At 72.7% G+C, this 15,144-nt stretch carries 12 protein-coding genes; 10 read left to right on the top strand and 2 right to left on the bottom strand.

Annotated features, from left to right (window positions below):
- Window positions 1-6 precede the first annotated feature (6 nt).
- The 4 genes from ACH4FX_RS09610 to ACH4FX_RS09595 are packed head-to-tail and all read left to right on the top strand — an operon-like array spanning window position 7 to window position 3,315.
- On the top strand, window positions 7-1,812 hold the full coding sequence (locus tag ACH4FX_RS09610; protein WP_398476878.1) for a YwqJ-related putative deaminase: 1,806 nt from the start codon (window positions 7-9) through the stop codon (window positions 1,810-1,812).
- 20 nt (window positions 1,813-1,832) lie between these two features.
- Window positions 1,833-2,294 (top strand): SUKH-3 domain-containing protein, encoded by a 462-nt coding sequence (locus tag ACH4FX_RS09605; protein ID WP_398476876.1) that lies wholly within the window; start codon window positions 1,833-1,835, stop codon window positions 2,292-2,294.
- A gap of 4 nt (window positions 2,295-2,298) precedes the next feature.
- Complete coding sequence (locus tag ACH4FX_RS09600; RefSeq protein ID WP_398476874.1) at window positions 2,299-2,688, top strand: YwqJ-related putative deaminase; 390 nt, start codon at window positions 2,299-2,301, stop codon at window positions 2,686-2,688.
- Between the two features lie 3 nt (window positions 2,689-2,691).
- Complete coding sequence (locus ACH4FX_RS09595) at window positions 2,692-3,315, top strand: SUKH-3 domain-containing protein (RefSeq protein ID WP_398476872.1); 624 nt, start codon at window positions 2,692-2,694, stop codon at window positions 3,313-3,315.
- A 98-nt stretch (window positions 3,316-3,413) separates the two neighbouring features.
- On the opposite strand, the gene ACH4FX_RS09590 is transcribed toward ACH4FX_RS09595, so the two are convergent.
- Window positions 3,414-4,484 (bottom strand): mechanosensitive ion channel domain-containing protein, encoded by a 1,071-nt coding sequence (locus tag ACH4FX_RS09590; RefSeq protein WP_398476870.1) that lies wholly within the window; start codon window positions 4,482-4,484, stop codon window positions 3,414-3,416.
- Between the two features lie 277 nt (window positions 4,485-4,761).
- Here ACH4FX_RS09590 and ACH4FX_RS09585 point away from each other — a divergent pair, with 277 nt between their 5' ends.
- Window positions 4,762-5,298, top strand: a complete 537-nt coding sequence (locus tag ACH4FX_RS09585) for an HNH endonuclease (protein ID WP_003982442.1) — start codon at window positions 4,762-4,764, stop codon at window positions 5,296-5,298.
- Window positions 5,299-5,382: 84 nt separating this feature from the next.
- Here the strand turns inward: ACH4FX_RS09585 and ACH4FX_RS09580 are convergent, their stop codons facing one another.
- The gene (locus ACH4FX_RS09580; RefSeq protein ID WP_398477054.1) at window positions 5,383-8,559 is read right to left on the bottom strand and encodes a beta-N-acetylglucosaminidase domain-containing protein; all 3,177 of its coding nucleotides are present in this window, start codon (window positions 8,557-8,559) and stop codon (window positions 5,383-5,385) included.
- A gap of 644 nt (window positions 8,560-9,203) precedes the next feature.
- Here ACH4FX_RS09580 and ACH4FX_RS09575 point away from each other — a divergent pair.
- The 5 genes from ACH4FX_RS09575 (at window position 9,204) to ACH4FX_RS09555 (ending at window position 15,096) form a co-directional block, all read left to right on the top strand.
- Window positions 9,204-9,521 carry a hypothetical protein gene (locus ACH4FX_RS09575; protein ID WP_398476868.1) on the top strand — a complete coding sequence of 106 codons (318 nt, stop codon included), beginning with the start codon at window positions 9,204-9,206 and terminating at the stop codon, window positions 9,519-9,521.
- Entirely contained in the window at window positions 9,521-11,695 is a 2,175-nt protein-coding gene (gene malQ / locus ACH4FX_RS09570) for a 4-alpha-glucanotransferase (protein WP_398476867.1), read from the top strand. Before ACH4FX_RS09575 ends, malQ begins: the two co-directional genes overlap by 1 nt.
- 138 nt (window positions 11,696-11,833) lie before the next feature.
- The gene (locus tag ACH4FX_RS09565; RefSeq protein WP_398476865.1) at window positions 11,834-13,555 is read left to right on the top strand and encodes an alpha-L-fucosidase; all 1,722 of its coding nucleotides are present in this window, start codon (window positions 11,834-11,836) and stop codon (window positions 13,553-13,555) included.
- A 120-nt stretch (window positions 13,556-13,675) separates the two neighbouring features.
- Window positions 13,676-13,918, top strand: a complete 243-nt coding sequence (locus ACH4FX_RS09560) for a hypothetical protein (RefSeq protein WP_398476863.1) — start codon at window positions 13,676-13,678, stop codon at window positions 13,916-13,918.
- A 203-nt stretch (window positions 13,919-14,121) separates the two neighbouring features.
- Entirely contained in the window at window positions 14,122-15,096 is a 975-nt protein-coding gene (locus tag ACH4FX_RS09555; protein ID WP_398476861.1) for an acyl-ACP desaturase, read from the top strand.
- Window positions 15,097-15,144 lie beyond the last annotated feature (48 nt).

Raw genomic sequence — 15,144 nt, 5'->3', positions numbered from 1 at the left:
TTCTGCATGGGTGTGGTGCTGCCGGGGTGGGCGGATGAGCTGCTCGATCTGATCGGGGTGTCGTGGCCGAATGTCGACGAGGACGACTACCGCGAGATGGCGACGGCCATGCGGGAGTTCGCCGGTGACATCAAGGACGGGGCCGGCCAGGCCCATGAGGCGGTTCAGGCGCTGGTCTCCTCGGCGGGCGGCGGCCAGGCGGCGGAGGCGCTGAACGCCCACTGGAGCAAGATCAACGGTACGCATCTGGCGAAGCTGGCCCAGTGCGGTGAGCTGGCCGCGACCGCGCTGGACGGTGTCGCCGTGCTCATCGAGGGCGCCAAGCTCGGCGCGATCGTGCAGCTGGGCATCCTGGCCGCCGAGGTCATCGCCGCCCAGGCCGCCGCGCCCTTCACCTTCGGCCTGTCCGAACTGGGGGCGCTGGGGGCGACGCAGGCCACCCGCGTGATCGTCAAGCGCCTGTTCAAGGAGGTCTGCCGGCAGGTCGCCGAACAGGTCGTCAGCGTCGCCCTGACGCCGGTGGAGGAGGCGCTGGCCGCGATGGTCGGCGACCTGGTCGTCCAGCTCGGCGCCAACGCGCTGGGCGTCAAGGACGGTGTCGACCTGGGCCGGACCGCCAAGGCGGGCAAGGAGGGCTTCGGCCAGGGCGTGCAGGGGGCGAAGGAGGCCGCCGGCAGCTCGATGCAGCTGCTGAGCGCGGGCGGCGGCGGGGGCGGTGCCGGGGGTGGCTCCGGCAGTGGGGGGTTCACCTTCGACCACGACGCCCACGACAAGGCCGTCACCGGTCTCCAGAGCGCCGGCGGCCACTTCCGCACCACCGCCGGCGGCAAGATCGGCCGTGCCAAGAGCCACCACGGCCGCACCCGTGGCAAGGACGCGATCGCGGATGCGGCGAACACGATGCTCGACAAGGTCATCGACGGCATCGAGGACGCGGTCAAGAAGTCCGCCAAACACCTCGACGACAACATGACCCGCGGCGTCAAACAGATGGCCAAGAACCACAAGGAGAACGACCAGAAACTTTCCAGCCACTTCACGGACCTCGGCAAGAACGGAAAGAAGGACCCGAAGGGACCGAAGGGGGCGAACGGGGGTGGGGGTGGTCGTCCGCCGGGGAAAGGGAAGACCGGTGGCAGCGGAGACGGCGCGCGCGATCCGTGGTGGCACGGGCACAGCGCCGATCAGATGCGGCATCACCGAAGGGATCCGCTCGACGTTTCAGGAATGGATCAGCGAACTCAGCTCAATCATCTGGAAAGCGAAGCGCGAGCGCTTGCGGACGACGCCCGCGCCGCCGACCCCAACAAGTCCGTTCCCGGTAAGGACTACCGCAAGGACGGCTGTTCCGGCAGTTTTCTGCACGACGGGGTCATCACATCCCACACCAGCTCGGTGCGGAGAAAAGTCTCACAAACCCAGAAGGAGATCGACTCGGGTGCGCCCGCGCCGCAACCGCAAACCGAGCCGAGGGCGCATCCGGCGATCCGGGACGTGCTGGACGAGGTGAAAAGAGATCTGAAGGCCAGAGGGGAGCCCATCGGTTCCGGGCATGGCAAATGCGCTGAAGTCTCCCTCATCTCGGACCGTCTGCATCAAATGGATCCGGACGGTACTAGGATCAAGACCCCCGAGGATGCTCGCAGAGCACTCGAAGGCGGCGTCATTCACACCCGCCAGATAGGGGACCTGGTGGTCAAGGACAAGGAGACCGGCGAGAAGGTCACCCAGTTGAGGCACGGGGACTACAAGCCCCCGTGCGCCTCGTGCGGCCCCATGCTGGACGCGCTCGGGGTTGCCGCGCACAAATGACTGTGAGAGGGGTAGGACGCATGGCTGACGGTTTCTCGCGGGACGATGTGCAGGCATGGCTGGAGGGGAGCGGATGGTTTCCCGGGAGGGATGTGACGGAGAAGGTAACGGAATTCATCGACGACGCCGTCAGGCAATCGGAGGACCAGGGATTCCCGACACCCCCGGTGTCCGTAGCCGTCGAATTTCTGCGCTCCTACGGCCTGCTCGACCTCACGCATCCGCGTAATGACGAGAAGTCGCTTTCCATGAACCCGACCGGCGGTTACGAAGGTGATTTCGAGGAGATCGCCGAGCTTGCCGATGAGGTGGGCGGCAGGCTTTTCCGTGTCGGATACGACCTGCCGGAAGGCGGCATCGTCCTCATGGGCGAGAACGGTCGCTTCTATTATCATCACTGGTCCGGTACCTACCTGATGGGCGACGATGTCCACGAAGCCTTGGGGAACTGGCTCACGGGCGATTTCCAGGAGTTGAATTAACGTCATGTCCAATGCTGTTCCCGGTGTGGCATCATCGCTGCTCGTGCAGGGGAAGATCTACAGCCACACCAACCTCAGTGGCGATGGAGAGCCGAATCTTCACCCGGCTGTCCGGGAATTCTTCGAGCGTATTCCAGCGGAAGCACGGGAACCCTTCCTCGGACGCTGCGCCGAATCCGCCCTCATCTCCGATCAGCTGTGGAGCCTCGACGCGGAGCGTCCTGGGCGGACACCGGTTTCTCTGGAGGAGGCGGTGCCCCACTTCGCGGGAGCCGCCATGGTGTCCAAGATGATCCGTGACGAAGGGGACCCCGACCACGGCCAGCCGACGACACCATGTGCTGCCTGTCAGGCGCTGCTGGATCGTCTGGCGGTCGACTTCATCGGCGGCTGACGCATGGAAGGACAGGTGGTGGGGGCGGCGCGTAGCGCGGACGAGGTGCTGAGAGCTGCGGGCTGGTCGCCAGGCCGGGACGCGGGGCCCAACGCGCTGCTGGCCGTATTGGAAACCGTCAGCACCGTCTCTCCTGGCAGCGACGCGGTGTGGGAGGTATTTCCCGCAGCGGAGCGGGCGGTGCGTCAGTTCCACGGGCTGGAAATGTCCCTGCACGGACCTGGCATGGAAGTCGCCCTGCGGGGGGTTGTGCTCGATCCTCGGGAGGGGCGTTATGCCGCTGCCACCATGCGGCGTTTCGCCGCCCTGCTCGGCAGTCGGCTCTTTCCTCTCGGCGTGCACGGGGACGCTTCTCTGCTGGCAGTCGATGAGGAGAGTCGGCTGTTCATGGTCAACCACGGCGGCTGGTGGTTCCTCGGGGGCACCGTGCTCGCGGGGCTGGCCGTGTTGTTAGAAGGGCGCCGTCCGCTTCGGGTGCGGGACGACGGGACGTGGGAGGACGACGCGGAGGCCGCGCAGGAACCGGAGGCCGGAGAGAATTCCGAGACCCCGGCGGATGAGGGACCGGAGAGTCGGCCGGTGAACCGGGCGGCCGACGCCGACGAGGTGCGGAGCGTCTTCGGCTGAGCCGCCGAACGCCCTGGTCCGGCGAGCAGGCGAACGCCCTGGTCCGGAACGGTCCGGACCAGGGCGGTGAACACTGGTGCGCCGGTTCGGCCGGCGCCTTACTTGCTCAAATTCGGCGGCGGAATGGGCGTAGTCGCCAGTGACTGGGGGGACGTCGGGCTGGCCAGGGCCGAGGGGGCGGCCATGGTGGCGGTGGGGTCGGGGGACGGGGGGGCTTCGGGGGTGGCCGGGAGGGGGCGGGGGGCCAGGGTGATGCCGGCGGTGTCCAGGGCCTTCTTGATGCGCCAGCGGAGTTCGCGTTCGATGCCGAGGGCCTTGCCGGGCATGGTCTTGGCGGAGACGCTGATCGTGACGGAGTCGAGGTGGACCTCGCTCAGGCCGAGGACGTCGACCGGTTCCCAGAGCTGTTCGTTCCAGGGTTCGGCCGCGGACATCTCCTCGCCGACGGCGGTGATGATGTCACGGGCGCGGTCCAGGTCCTGGTCCGGGGCGATCATGACGTCGACGGTGGCGGTGGACCAGCCCTGGCTGAGGTTGCCGATGCGCTTGACCTCGCCGTTGCGGATGTACCAGATGGCGCCGTTGGGGCCGCGCAGCTTGGTGACGCGCAGGCCGACCTCGACGACCGTACCGGTGGCCACGCCCGCGTCGATCTCGTCGCCGACGCCGTACTGGTCCTCCAGGATCATGAAGACGCCGGAGAGGAAGTCGGTGACCAGGTTGCGGGCGCCGAAGCCGATGGCGACGCCCGCGACGCCGGCGCTGGCCAGCAGCGGCGCCAGGTTGATCTTGAGGACGGACAGCACCGTCAGCGCGGCGGTGCCCATGATGACGAAGGAGGCGACGCTGCGGAGCACCGAGCCGATGGCCTCGGAGCGCTGCCGGCGGCGCTCGGCGTTGACCAGCAGCCCGCCCAGCGCGGTGCCTTGGGCGGCCGTCGCGGTGCGGTTCATCCGCTCTATGAGCTTGGTGATCGTGCGCCGGATCACATGCCGCAGGATGACGGCGATGACGATGATCAGCGCGATCTGCAGGGCGGCCGTGAGCCAGGTCGCCCAGTTCTCCTCCACCCATCCGGCGGCGTTGGTGGCCTTCTCCGTGGCGTCGTCGAGCGACGCCCGGCGGTGTGGGCCGGGCGACGCGGCGGCTGGGGAAGCGGACCAGAACACAGCAGGGACCTCCGTGTGGGACAGCAGACCCGGGTCGGGACGGACCGTGACCCGGGCAGACCAACCACACTAACGGGGCAACGGGGGCGGTCCGCGCCGGTGTTCGAGAGTGACCGGACCAATTGCGGGACTTTTTGGGGGGAAGTAAAGGCGTGTGGTCGAAAACACCTCGGACCCGTTACCCGGTGATGGTGGCGCCGCGACCAGGCACCGGGGGACACTGTGGAGAGATCGTCCCGGCGCGAGCCACGCGCCGCCGGCGTACAAGGAGGCACCCGTGCCGCATGTCCTGGTCCTCAACGCGTCGTACGAGCCGCTCGGCGTCGTACCGCTCCGCCGCGCGCTCATCCTCGTCCTCAACGAAAAGGCCGTGAGCCTTGAGGAGTCCGGCGCCCTGATGCACAGCGCGACCCGTGTGATGCCCGCCCCGAGTGTGGTCCGCCTCAAGCGGTTCGTGCGGGTGCCTTTTCGCGGTCCCGTCCCCCTGACCCGCCGGGCCCTCTTCGCCCGTGACGGCGGGCGGTGCATGTACTGCGGTGGCGTCGCAACCAGCGTCGACCACGTCGTTCCGCGCAGCCGCGGCGGTCAGCACACCTGGGAGAACGTGGTCGCCGCCTGCCGCCGCTGCAACCACGTCAAGGCCGACCGGCACGTCGCCGAGATCGGCTGGCGGCTGCGGCACCAGCCCGCCCCGCCGTCCGGCCTGGCCTGGCGGATCATCGGTACGGGGCATAGGGACCCCCGTTGGCTGCCCTACCTGCAGCCGTACGGGGCGGACGACGCGCTGGCCCGGATCGATGCCGTTTCGGCATAGGTCCGGGTTTTTGCATGACGGAGGGCGGGTGGGGGCGAAGCGGGGGCGTGCGTCCCGGGCGGGCGCCGCCCGGGACGCGGGCGTTCACCCCGTGCCGGCGGCCCCTGCCGCGCCGCCCGCCGGCGTGCCGGGCGCCTTCTCCGCGGCCTCCGGCCGGTGCTGCGTGCCCGGGTGGGAAGCGCCCGGCGGCCGGGCCGGGTCCGGCGCCGGCCGGTCCGGCCCCTTCACCGCGTACGCCTCCACGCTCCACAGCGAGTAACCGAAGCGGGTCGCGCGCTTGTCGCCCTGGATGCGGACGAAGCGGGTGTCCTTGGCGTCCATGCGGACGGTTTCGCGGCCGCCCTTTCCGTCGCGGACGGTGGCGGCCGTGCGCCAGGTGACGCCGTCCGCGGAGACCTGTACGCGGTAGGCGGCGGCGTGGGCCTCCTGCCAGGTGAGGACGAGGCGGCCGAGGCGGACCGGGCGCGGCAGTTCGAGCTGCAGCCAGGCGTCGTCCTGGGCGGGGGAGGACCAGCGGGTCTCGGGGTCGCCGTCGGTGGCGGCGGCGGCCGGGAAATCGGGGGTCTCGTCGCCGGACGAGGTGGCGGTGGCGCCGCGGGCGAGGTCGGGCCCGGCGGTGGGCGGAAAGGTCCGGACGGTCAGCGTCCGCTTCTGGTCGCCGTAGGTCACCGGGATCGCGTACGTGCCGGAGCGGGCGTCCTCGGGAACGGTGATCTCGATACGGGCGGTGGCGGTGCCGCCGCGCGGGGCCGTGACGTGCTCCGGCGCCCGTACGGTGAAGCCCTTGGGGGCCCGGGCGGTGAGCTTGCCCTCCACGTCGGCGGGGCGGCGGGAGAAGATCCGGGCGTCCACGGAGACGGTGCCGCCGGTGTCGGCGTCGACGGTGTCCCGGGAGAGCTCCAGGCCCGCCGCCGGGGTGTCGGCGAACCACGGGGTGAAGGAGTGCACGGACGGCGCGGTGGTGCCGTCCTTCCAGGCGAGCCGGACCGCGTCGGCCTTCAGCCCGCGCGCCTCGGTCTGCGTCCAGCCGGTGGGGGACAGGCCGCCGAGGCGGCGCCAGCCCTCGCCGGGGACGTGTGCCTCCACGGAGACCGCGGCCGAGGACGGGCTCGGCTCGGTGAGCGCGGTGACCGCGGTCAGCGGGCGGGGGCGGCCGAAGGGGACCGACAGGGACGTGGGGCCGGCGCCCTCGTCGGGCCGCGGGGTGTCGGAGCGGGCACCGGTCCAGGCATCGGACTCGGTCATCGCGCGGTCGAGGAAAGGCCCGAGAACGCCCTTTCCGACCGTGACCGGACTCTTGTTGATCTTCTTGCGCAGATCCTGCACGGCGCGCTGCGCGGACCAGGCCGCGGCGCCGTCCCCGCGGGCCTGCGCCACCAGCATGTCCACGGCGCGCTCACCCGCCGAGCCGTACCGGGCCAACTGCCGGGCCCAGGGCCGTACTTCGTCGGCGAGGTCGGGGGTGAGCCGCTCCGGGGCGCCGCTCATCGTGTGGAAGGCGGCCCGCAGCCGGGCGGCGGCCTTGGTGTAGCGCTCGTCGTCGTCCCGGTCGCCGGTGTTGATGGCGGCGGCGCGGGCCTTCCAGAACGTCTCGATCAGCGGCTTCAGATACGCGGACTCGTCGGTGCCGAGGACCGAGGAGGCGTCGTTGCCGGCCAGGGCGTGCAGGGCGGCGCGGGAGCCGGCGTCGCCGCCGGACAGGTCGTCGATGGCGGCCTGCCAGGACGCGCCGGGCCGGTAGCCGCGCGGGTTCCAGGCGAAGTCGGCGGCCGTGAACAGCGCGATGCGGGACGCCGTGGGCTGGGCCATCGCGTTGGCCAGCAGCGCGTGGGAGCCGGTGGCGACGCCGGGTTCGCGGCCGGTGTAGGGGCCGAGGAAGATACGGTCCTGCGCGTAGTCGTTGACCGGGTAGTTGTCCATCGTGACCAGCGGGTGGCCGAACACCTCGCGTGCCTCGGCCAGTTCGGCGCCGGTGATGGTACGGGGGACGACGCCGACGCCGGTCCACGCGACCTCGACCCGGTCCGGCAGGGCGGCGGCGAGCGCCTCCCGGTAGGCGGTCGAGCCGTCCTGGTAGTACTCGGTCGGCATGAGCGAGAGCGGCACCGCTCCGGGGTACTTCCCGGCGAGGTGCTCGGCGAGCGCGCCCGCCACCTTCGCGTGCGCCCTGGCGGCGGCCTCCGGGCCGGAGCCGAAGGCGTCGGCGTCCGCGTCGCAGTGCCACTCGCTGTAGCTGACGTCCTGGAACTGGAGCTGGAAGGCGCGCACGCCCAGCGCCCACATCGCGTCCACCTTGCGGCGCAGCGCCCTCAGGTCGTCCTCGGAGGACATGCACATGGCCTGGCCGGGGGAGACGGCCCAGGCCAGCGTCACGTGGTTGGCGCGGGCCCGTTCGGCCAGCGCCCGGAATTCCTCGCGCTGCGCGGCGGGGTAGGGCTCGCGCCACCGGAACTGGCGGTACGGGTCGTCGCCGGGCGCGTAGAGGTAGCGGTTCTGCTTCGTACGGCCCATGAAGTCGAGCTGGTCCAGGCGCTGCTGCGCGGTCCAGGGCTGGCCGAAGAAGCCCTCGGTCATGCCGCGGACGGCGGTGCCGGGCCAGTCGCGTACGACCACCGGGGCCAGCTCCTTGCCGCCGCCCTTCTTGTCACCGGAGCTCTCGGAGCCCTCGGAGCGTTCCACGACGAGCTGCCGCAGGGTCTGCACGGCGTGGAAGAGGCCGTCCGGGCCGACGCCGTCCAGGGCGACGGTGTCCCGGCCCGCGGCCTCGCCGACCGCCAGGCGGTAGCCGCCGGACGGCAGGTCACCGCGGGCGGGCGCGCGCAGGGCGCGCAGCGCGGACTCGGCCTCCGGGCCGCCGACCCGGAAGACCGGGCCCTTGCCGGGCGGCGTCCGCCCCGGGGCGACGTCGTGGACGGTACGGGCCCCGGCGTCACGCAGCAGGGCGCGCAGCGCCTCCAGGGCGTACGGATCGGACTCCGGCGCGGCGACGACGGCGGCCTCGTCACCCAGCCGTACGGGAGTGCCGCCCGCCCGCATCGACTGCGGGCGCGGCCACACGGCGGGCGGCTGCCCGGCGGACGCGGTCCGGCCGGAACCGTCGGCCTGTCCGGGCAGGTCAGGGGTGCCGAGGGCCGGGTCGGCGGGCGCCGCGTGGGCGGGTGCGGTGCCGCCGAGCAGTCCGCCGATGACGGCGGCGGCCAGGGCGGTGGCCCCGGCGACGCGTGCCCGGGCCCCGGCCCGTACGGAGGCGAAGCGGCCGATGCTGCCGGTACCGATGCTGGTGGGGCCGTTCAGGTACGGCGTCACGGGCGCGCGCGTGCCGTCGTCCCCGGCCCCGTCCGGGCGCACCGCGCCGCCCCCCTCGCCCTGCCTGCCGACCTTTCCGACGCCCCGAACGCCGCTCCGGACTCGCACGGTCTCTCCTCAGTCCCCGTCGTCCTTCTCACCGGTCGACCGGTGTCCGCACCGGCCGGCCGCTGCCCGGCCGCCCCGCGGCCGCGCGCCCCTGAGCCGACTGCCGCGACGGGGCCCTGCCACCCCGTGGAACCCCGCCGGACAAGCCTTCGGCAGTGAGCCCACCACTGTGGCGGTGAGGGTGTCAACGGCAGGAGGTGAAGTGCCGGGTTTGCCCTGTGTGACCGGCGTGTCGCGGCGCGTCGAGGCGGAGTGAAGGGTTCCGTACGGTGTGCCGCGCGGGCCGGTGGAAGCCGCGCGGCCACCCCGAAGGACTTCCTCCGGAACGCCCGTCCGAGGGGCATCCCTGCGCCGCCACCCGTCCGCCACCGGCGAATCGCCTGCACGAGGGATGTGTGACCTGGGCCACGTTGATTGAATGGGTACGTCTGCGACCGCCCGGACTGGGTAGGGCAGGTCGTGTCCCACTACCGACGAACGGGAGGCCCTCCGTGGCCGCGTCCGCTCAGCTCCTCCTCGACGCACTGTCCGCCGCCCCCGAGTACCCCGCACAGCGCGGTGAACCCGCCGGACCGCGGAAATCCCGGCCGGAGAAACCCGCCGAGCCGGATCTGTTCGACGGGGTGTCCGGCCCCGACTCCGGCCTGGACGGCTCCGGCTCGCTCTGCTTCTGTGAACCGCCCCTGACCAGCGAGCCCCCGCTCGCCGACGCCGCCCCGCTCACCAGCGAGTCCCCGATCGCCGCCGAGCTGCCGCTGACCAGCGAGCCCACCGCGGCCGGCCTGGGCACGGAGCCCATGGAGGTCTGATGGGCCGACCGCGGCTCGCCGGTCTGCACGGCGTGTGCACGTCCTACGAGCCCGCGCCGGGCCGCACCGTCCACGTCGGTGACGACACCGTCGTCGCCGTTCTCGCCGCGCTCGGGGTCGACGCCTCGACGCCGCAGTCCGTCCGCGCCGCGCTGGAGGACCACGAGCACGGCGCCGCGCGCGCCCTGCTCCCGCCCACCGTCGTGGTGCGCCCGGGACACACCCCGAAGCTGTCCCGGCTGCCCGCGGGCACCGCCCTGCGGGTGGAGACCGAGTCGGGCGAGATGCTGGACTGGGGACCGGACCCCGGCGGTCGTACGGAGTACGCGTACGAGCCCTCCGGCCGGAGCCCGGACCGCGCCGGTGCCCGGACGCCGAACCCCGGCCGCGACCAGGGCCGGATCCGCGCCCGCGGGCCCGACGGCCACGTGGGCCGCCTCCCCCTGGGCGTCCACACCCTGCGGGCCCACACCCCCGACGGCCGCTCCGCCCGCGCGCACCTGATCGTCGCCCCCGACCGCATGCCCGCGCCCCCCGGCCGCACCCACGGCTTCATGGTGCAGCTCTACTCGCTGCTCTCCGGCCGGTCCTGGGGCATGGGGGACCTGGGCGACCTCGCCGACCTGGCCGCCTGGTCCGGGCGCGCGCTCGGCACCGGCTTCCTACAGATCAACCCGTTGCACGCGGCCGTCCCCGGAGCGCCCACCGACCCCTCCCCGTACCGCCCCTCCTCCCGCCGCTTCCCCGACCCCGTCCACCTGCGGATCGAGGCCATCCCCGAGTTCGCCCACCTCGACGGCGCCGCCCGCGGCCGGATCGACGCGCTGCTCGTCCGCGCCCGGAAGCTGCGCGAAGGCGTGCTCCGCGAGGGCGCGCTGATCGACCGGGACGCCGTGTGGGAGCTGAAGAAGGAAGCGCTGGAGCTGATCTGGAAGGTGCCGCTGAGCCCCGGCCGGCGCGCCGCGTACGGCGACTTCCTCGCCGAGCAGGGCACGAGCCTGGAGGACCACGCCACCTGGTGCGCGCTGGCCGAGCGCTACGGGCCCGACTGGCGCGGCTGGCCGGCCGGTCTGGACGACCCGCGGTCCGCCCGTACGGCCCGGATGCGCGGCTGTCTGCTGGACCGGATCGACTTCCACAGCCGGCTCGCGTGGTTCACCGACCAGCAGCTCGCCGCCGCGCAGCGGGCCGCCCGCGAGGCCGGGATGGGCCTCGGGCTGGTGCACGACCTGGCCGTCGGCGTCCACCCCTCCGGTTCCGACACCTGGGCCCGGCAGGACGCCTTCGCGGCCGGGATGTCCGTCGGCGCGCCGCCCGACGCCTTCAACTCGCGCGGCCAGGACTGGGGCCTGCCGCCCTGGCGGCCGGACGCGCTGGCCGCCCAGGGCTACGCCCCGTACCGGGACCTGCTGCGGGGCATGCTGCGGCACGCCGGCGGGCTGCGCATCGACCACGTCATGGGCCTGTTCCGGCTGTGGTGGGTGCCCGAGGGCCGCCCGCCGACGGAGGGCGCGTACGTGCGGTACGACGCCGAGGCGATGCTCTCCGTCCTGGCCCTGGAGGCGCACCGCGCGGGCGCCGCCGTCATCGGCGAGGACCTGGGGACGGTCGAGCCGGTGGTGCGTACGGAGCTGGCCGAGCGCGGGGTGCTGGGGACGTCCGTGCTGTGGTTCGAGCGCGACTACGCGAAGGAGCCCGCCCGGCCGCTGCCGCCCGGGGACTGGCGGGCCGGCTGTCTGGCCACCGTCACCACGCACGACCTGCCCAGTACGGCGGCCCGGCTGACCGGACAGCACGCCGAACTCCGCCACCGCCTGGGACTGCTGGACCGCCCCCTCCAGGAGGAGCGGGCGGCGGAGGCGGTCGAGGTCGGCGAGTGGCTGGCGGTGCTGAGCCGGCTGGGGCTGCTGCCGGAGGGGCGGGGCGACGAGGAGGCCGCGGTCAAAGCGCTGCACCGCTACCTGCTGCGTACCCCGGCCCGAATGGTCGGGGTGTGGCTGCCGGACGCGGTGGGCGACCGGCGTCCGCAGAACCTCCCGGGTACATCGGATGAATACCCCAACTGGCGCCTGCCGATCGCCGGTCCGGAAGGGCGTCCGCTGTCCCTGGAGGAGATCGCCGCGTCCCCCCGGCTGCATGCGCTGATGCGCGAACTGCGCGTGATGCCATGCTAGTTGGGGCCCTGGCCGGGGCTGTGCGGTTACCGGTCGATCGTCTCCACCGGTCTTCCGGTCCGTCCGGCCGTACGGCACCATGCCGTGGACGCCATCCAAGAGATCCGACCCCTCCCGGTCGGGGAGTTGGAGGGAACCATGGCAGGACGCCGGCCGCGCGCCCGCCTCCGTACCGTTCTCGCGCTCACCGCCGCCACCGCCCTCGCCCCACTGGCCCCGCTCCAGGCCACCGCCGCCGACGGGCAGCCGGCCCGCGCACGGCAGCCGGCCCCCGCGCACCGGCCCGCCGCGAGCCCCTGCCACGGCCCCGTGCGCCCCGCCTCCCAGATGACGGTCGAGCCCTGCGACACCCCGGCCCGGATCATCGATAAGGCCGCCCACACGGTGCCGACCGCCGCCCAGCACGCCTGGCAGCAGCGGGAGGTCACCGCGTTCACCCACTTCGGCATGAACACCTTCACCGGCCGGGAGTGGGGCTCCGGTACCGAGGACCCGAAGTGGTTCGCGCCGCCCCGCGCCGACATGGACCAGTGGATGCGCGCGTACAAGGCGGCGGGCGCCGAGCAGGTCATGCTGACCGTGAAGCACCACGACGGCTTCGTGCTCTACCCCAGCCGCTACACGCCGCACACGGTCCGGGCCAGCCCCGGGCGCCCGGACATCGTCGGCGCGTACGTACGGGCCGCCCGCGCGGCCGGGCTCAAGGTGGGCCTCTACCTCTCCCCGTCCGACGGCGCCGAACTGCCGCACGCCTGGCACGCGCGCTGGGTCGAGGAGATCCGGCGCAAGCACGCCGAGGGGAAGCCGCTGAGCCTGCCCGAGCGGGTCGCCCTGGCGGACCGCGGCCGGGCGCCCGCCGGGCTGGGCCGCTTCGGCAACGGCAGCCCCGTCACCGAGCGCACCATCCCCACCCTCGTCCCCGGCGACGACCGCGCCGACGCCGTACGCGACGGCCGGCTGCCCTCCTTCACCGTCCGCGCCGACGACTACGACGCGTACTACCTCAACCAGGTCTACGAACTGCTCACCCAGTACGGCCCCGTCGAGGAGCTGTGGCTGGACGGCGCGAACCCGTGGGCGGACGCCGGGATCACCCAGAAGTACGCCGTGCGCCAGTGGTTCGAGACGATCCGCCGCCTCTCGCCGCGCACCGTCGTGTTCCAGGGGCCGCAGGGGGTGCGCTGGGTCGGCAACGAGCAGGGCGTGGCGCGCGAGACGGAGTGGAGCGTCACCCCGTCCGCCGTCGATCCCTGGTCGGTGCTCTCCGGCGGCCTGCCGAACGACTCCACCGACGCCGACATCGGCTCCCGCGCCAAGCTCCTCGCCCCCACCACCAGGTACCTCCAGTGGTACCCGGCGGAGGCGGACGTCTCGATCCGCCCCGGCTGGTTCCACCATCCCTGGGAGCGGCCCAAGACGCCCGCACAGCTGCTGGACCTGTACGAGAAGAGCGTGGGCCGCAACGCGTCGCTGCTGCTCAACGTGCCGCCGGGGCGCAGCGGCCGGATCGGCGCGGCCGACGTCGCCTCGCTGACCGCCTTCGGGCGGGCCGTACGGGAGACGTACGGCCGCGATCTCCTGGCGGGCGGACGGGGTACCGGCGCGCGGGACCGGAACGTCACATTCGACCGGGTCGGGCTCGGCGAGGACCTGCGCCACGGCCAGCGGGTGGAACGGTTCGCCGTCGAGGCGCGGACCGGCGGGACGTGGCGGCGGATCGCCGCGGGGACGACCGTCGGCCACCGGCGCGTCCTGGCGCTGCCCGCGCCGGTGACCGCCGACGCCGTACGCGTACGGGTCCTGGCCGCCCGCGCCGCCCCGCGCCTGAAGCCGGTGACCGCGCATCTGAGCCGGTGGTGAGGGGCCCGGCACGGCTCCGGGGCGGCCCGCCACGGTCCGCGCGCGCCCCCGGACCGCACCGGTCAGCCGTTAGGCGACCCCGGGCGCGCGAGGGTGAGCGGCGTCCGATACGTTGACCTCGTGAGCAATCTGGTCAAGAAGAACGCCCTGCGCGCCGGAACCATCACGGCCGGCACCGCGCTGATGCTGCTGATGTCGTCCCCCGCGTTCGCGCTCACCCGCGACGATGGTGACGACCCGGGTCCGGGCCTGAGTGTCGCCCAGACGCTCGGCCTCTATGTCGCCGCTCCCATCGTCCTGTTCCTGGTCATCGCCGGTCTGGTCATGGCCGGTGACAAGTCCCGCAAGCAGTCCAAGGGCTGATCCAGGGCTCGTTCCACGCCTCTTCGAGGGCGCCCGCAGGTTCGCGAGAACCGGCGGGCGCCCTTTTTTGCGTTGCGCGGGGGAGCGGGCGGGGCCGCGGCCCCGGAGGGCCGGATTCCGTCTGGTGGACGGTCTTCACCCCGCCCTAACCTACGATGGCGTAACCTACGGAGCCGTAGGTACCCCGTCCCCCAGGAGGCTTCGTGACCATCGCCCCCGACCGTCACGCCCAGGAACGCGGCCAGGCCGCGTGGAGCGACACCCGGCTGCTGTTCGCGCTCGAAGAGGTCGTCGAGAAGGAACTCAACCGGCATCTGAAGGCCGCCAAGGACTGGATGCCGCACGAGTACGTGCCCTGGAGCGACGGCCGGAACTTCGACGGCGTCATGGGCGGCGAACCCTGGTCCCCCGAGCAGTCGAAGGTCTCCGGCATAGGCCGTATCGCGCTGGTGGTCAACCTGCTGACCGAGGACAACCTGCCCAGCTACCACCATGAGATCGCCAGCCTCTTCGGGCGCGACGGCGCCTGGGGCACCTGGGTGCACCGCTGGACGGCGGAGGAGGGCCGGCACGGCATCGTCATGCGCGACTACCTGCTCACCAGCCGGGCCGTGGACCCGGTCGAGCTGGAGAACTTCCGCATGGCGCACATGTCGGCCGGATTCGAGTCCGACAACGCGCACAGCATGCTGCACTCCGTCGCGTACGTCGCCTTCCAGGAACTGGCCACCCGCATCTCGCACCGCAACACCGGCCACCACTCCGGCGACCCGGTCTGCGACCGGATGCTGGCCCGCATCGCCACCGACGAGAACCTGCACATGGTCTTCTACCGGAACCTGCTCGCCGCCGCCTTCGAGCTGGCGCCCGACCAGACCATGTGCGCCGTACGGGACGTCGTCACCGGCTTCCGCATGCCCGGGCACGGCATGCCCGGCTTCGAGCGCGCCGCGGCCCGGATGGCGCTCGGCGGCATCTACAACCTGCGCATCCACCACGACGACGTGCTCCAGCCGGTGCTGCGCTACCTGAAGGTCCTGGAGATCGGCGGCCTCGGCCCGGCCGGGCTGCGCGCCCAGGAGGAGCTGGGGCTGTTCATGGGCGGGCTGGACGACCAGGCCCGCAAGTTCGACGAGCGGCTGGCCGCCCGGGATGCCCGCCGGGCGGCGCGGGGGTAGCGCGGGGGCGGCGCCGCACCGCGGCGCCCGCCGTTCCGCCCGTACGCT

This window comes from Streptomyces sp. NPDC018019 (genome assembly GCF_044327805.1).
Classification (GTDB): domain Bacteria; phylum Actinomycetota; class Actinomycetes; order Streptomycetales; family Streptomycetaceae; genus Streptomyces.
This window is presented reverse-complemented; position numbering and strand designations above follow the sequence as displayed.

Coding starts and splice junctions, on each gene's coding strand:
- ACH4FX_RS09610 (WP_398476878.1), top strand. CDS start 7: ATGGGTGTGGTGCTGCCGGGGTGGGCGGATGAGCTGCTCGATCTGATC.
- malQ (WP_398476867.1), top strand. CDS start 9,521: ATGGGCCGACCGCGGCTCGCCGGTCTGCACGGCGTGTGCACGTCCTAC.
- ACH4FX_RS09600 (WP_398476874.1), top strand. CDS start 2,299: ATGTCCAATGCTGTTCCCGGTGTGGCATCATCGCTGCTCGTGCAGGGG.
- ACH4FX_RS09595 (WP_398476872.1), top strand. CDS start 2,692: ATGGAAGGACAGGTGGTGGGGGCGGCGCGTAGCGCGGACGAGGTGCTG.
- ACH4FX_RS09605 (WP_398476876.1), top strand. CDS start 1,833: ATGGCTGACGGTTTCTCGCGGGACGATGTGCAGGCATGGCTGGAGGGG.
- ACH4FX_RS09565 (WP_398476865.1), top strand. CDS start 11,834: ATGGCAGGACGCCGGCCGCGCGCCCGCCTCCGTACCGTTCTCGCGCTC.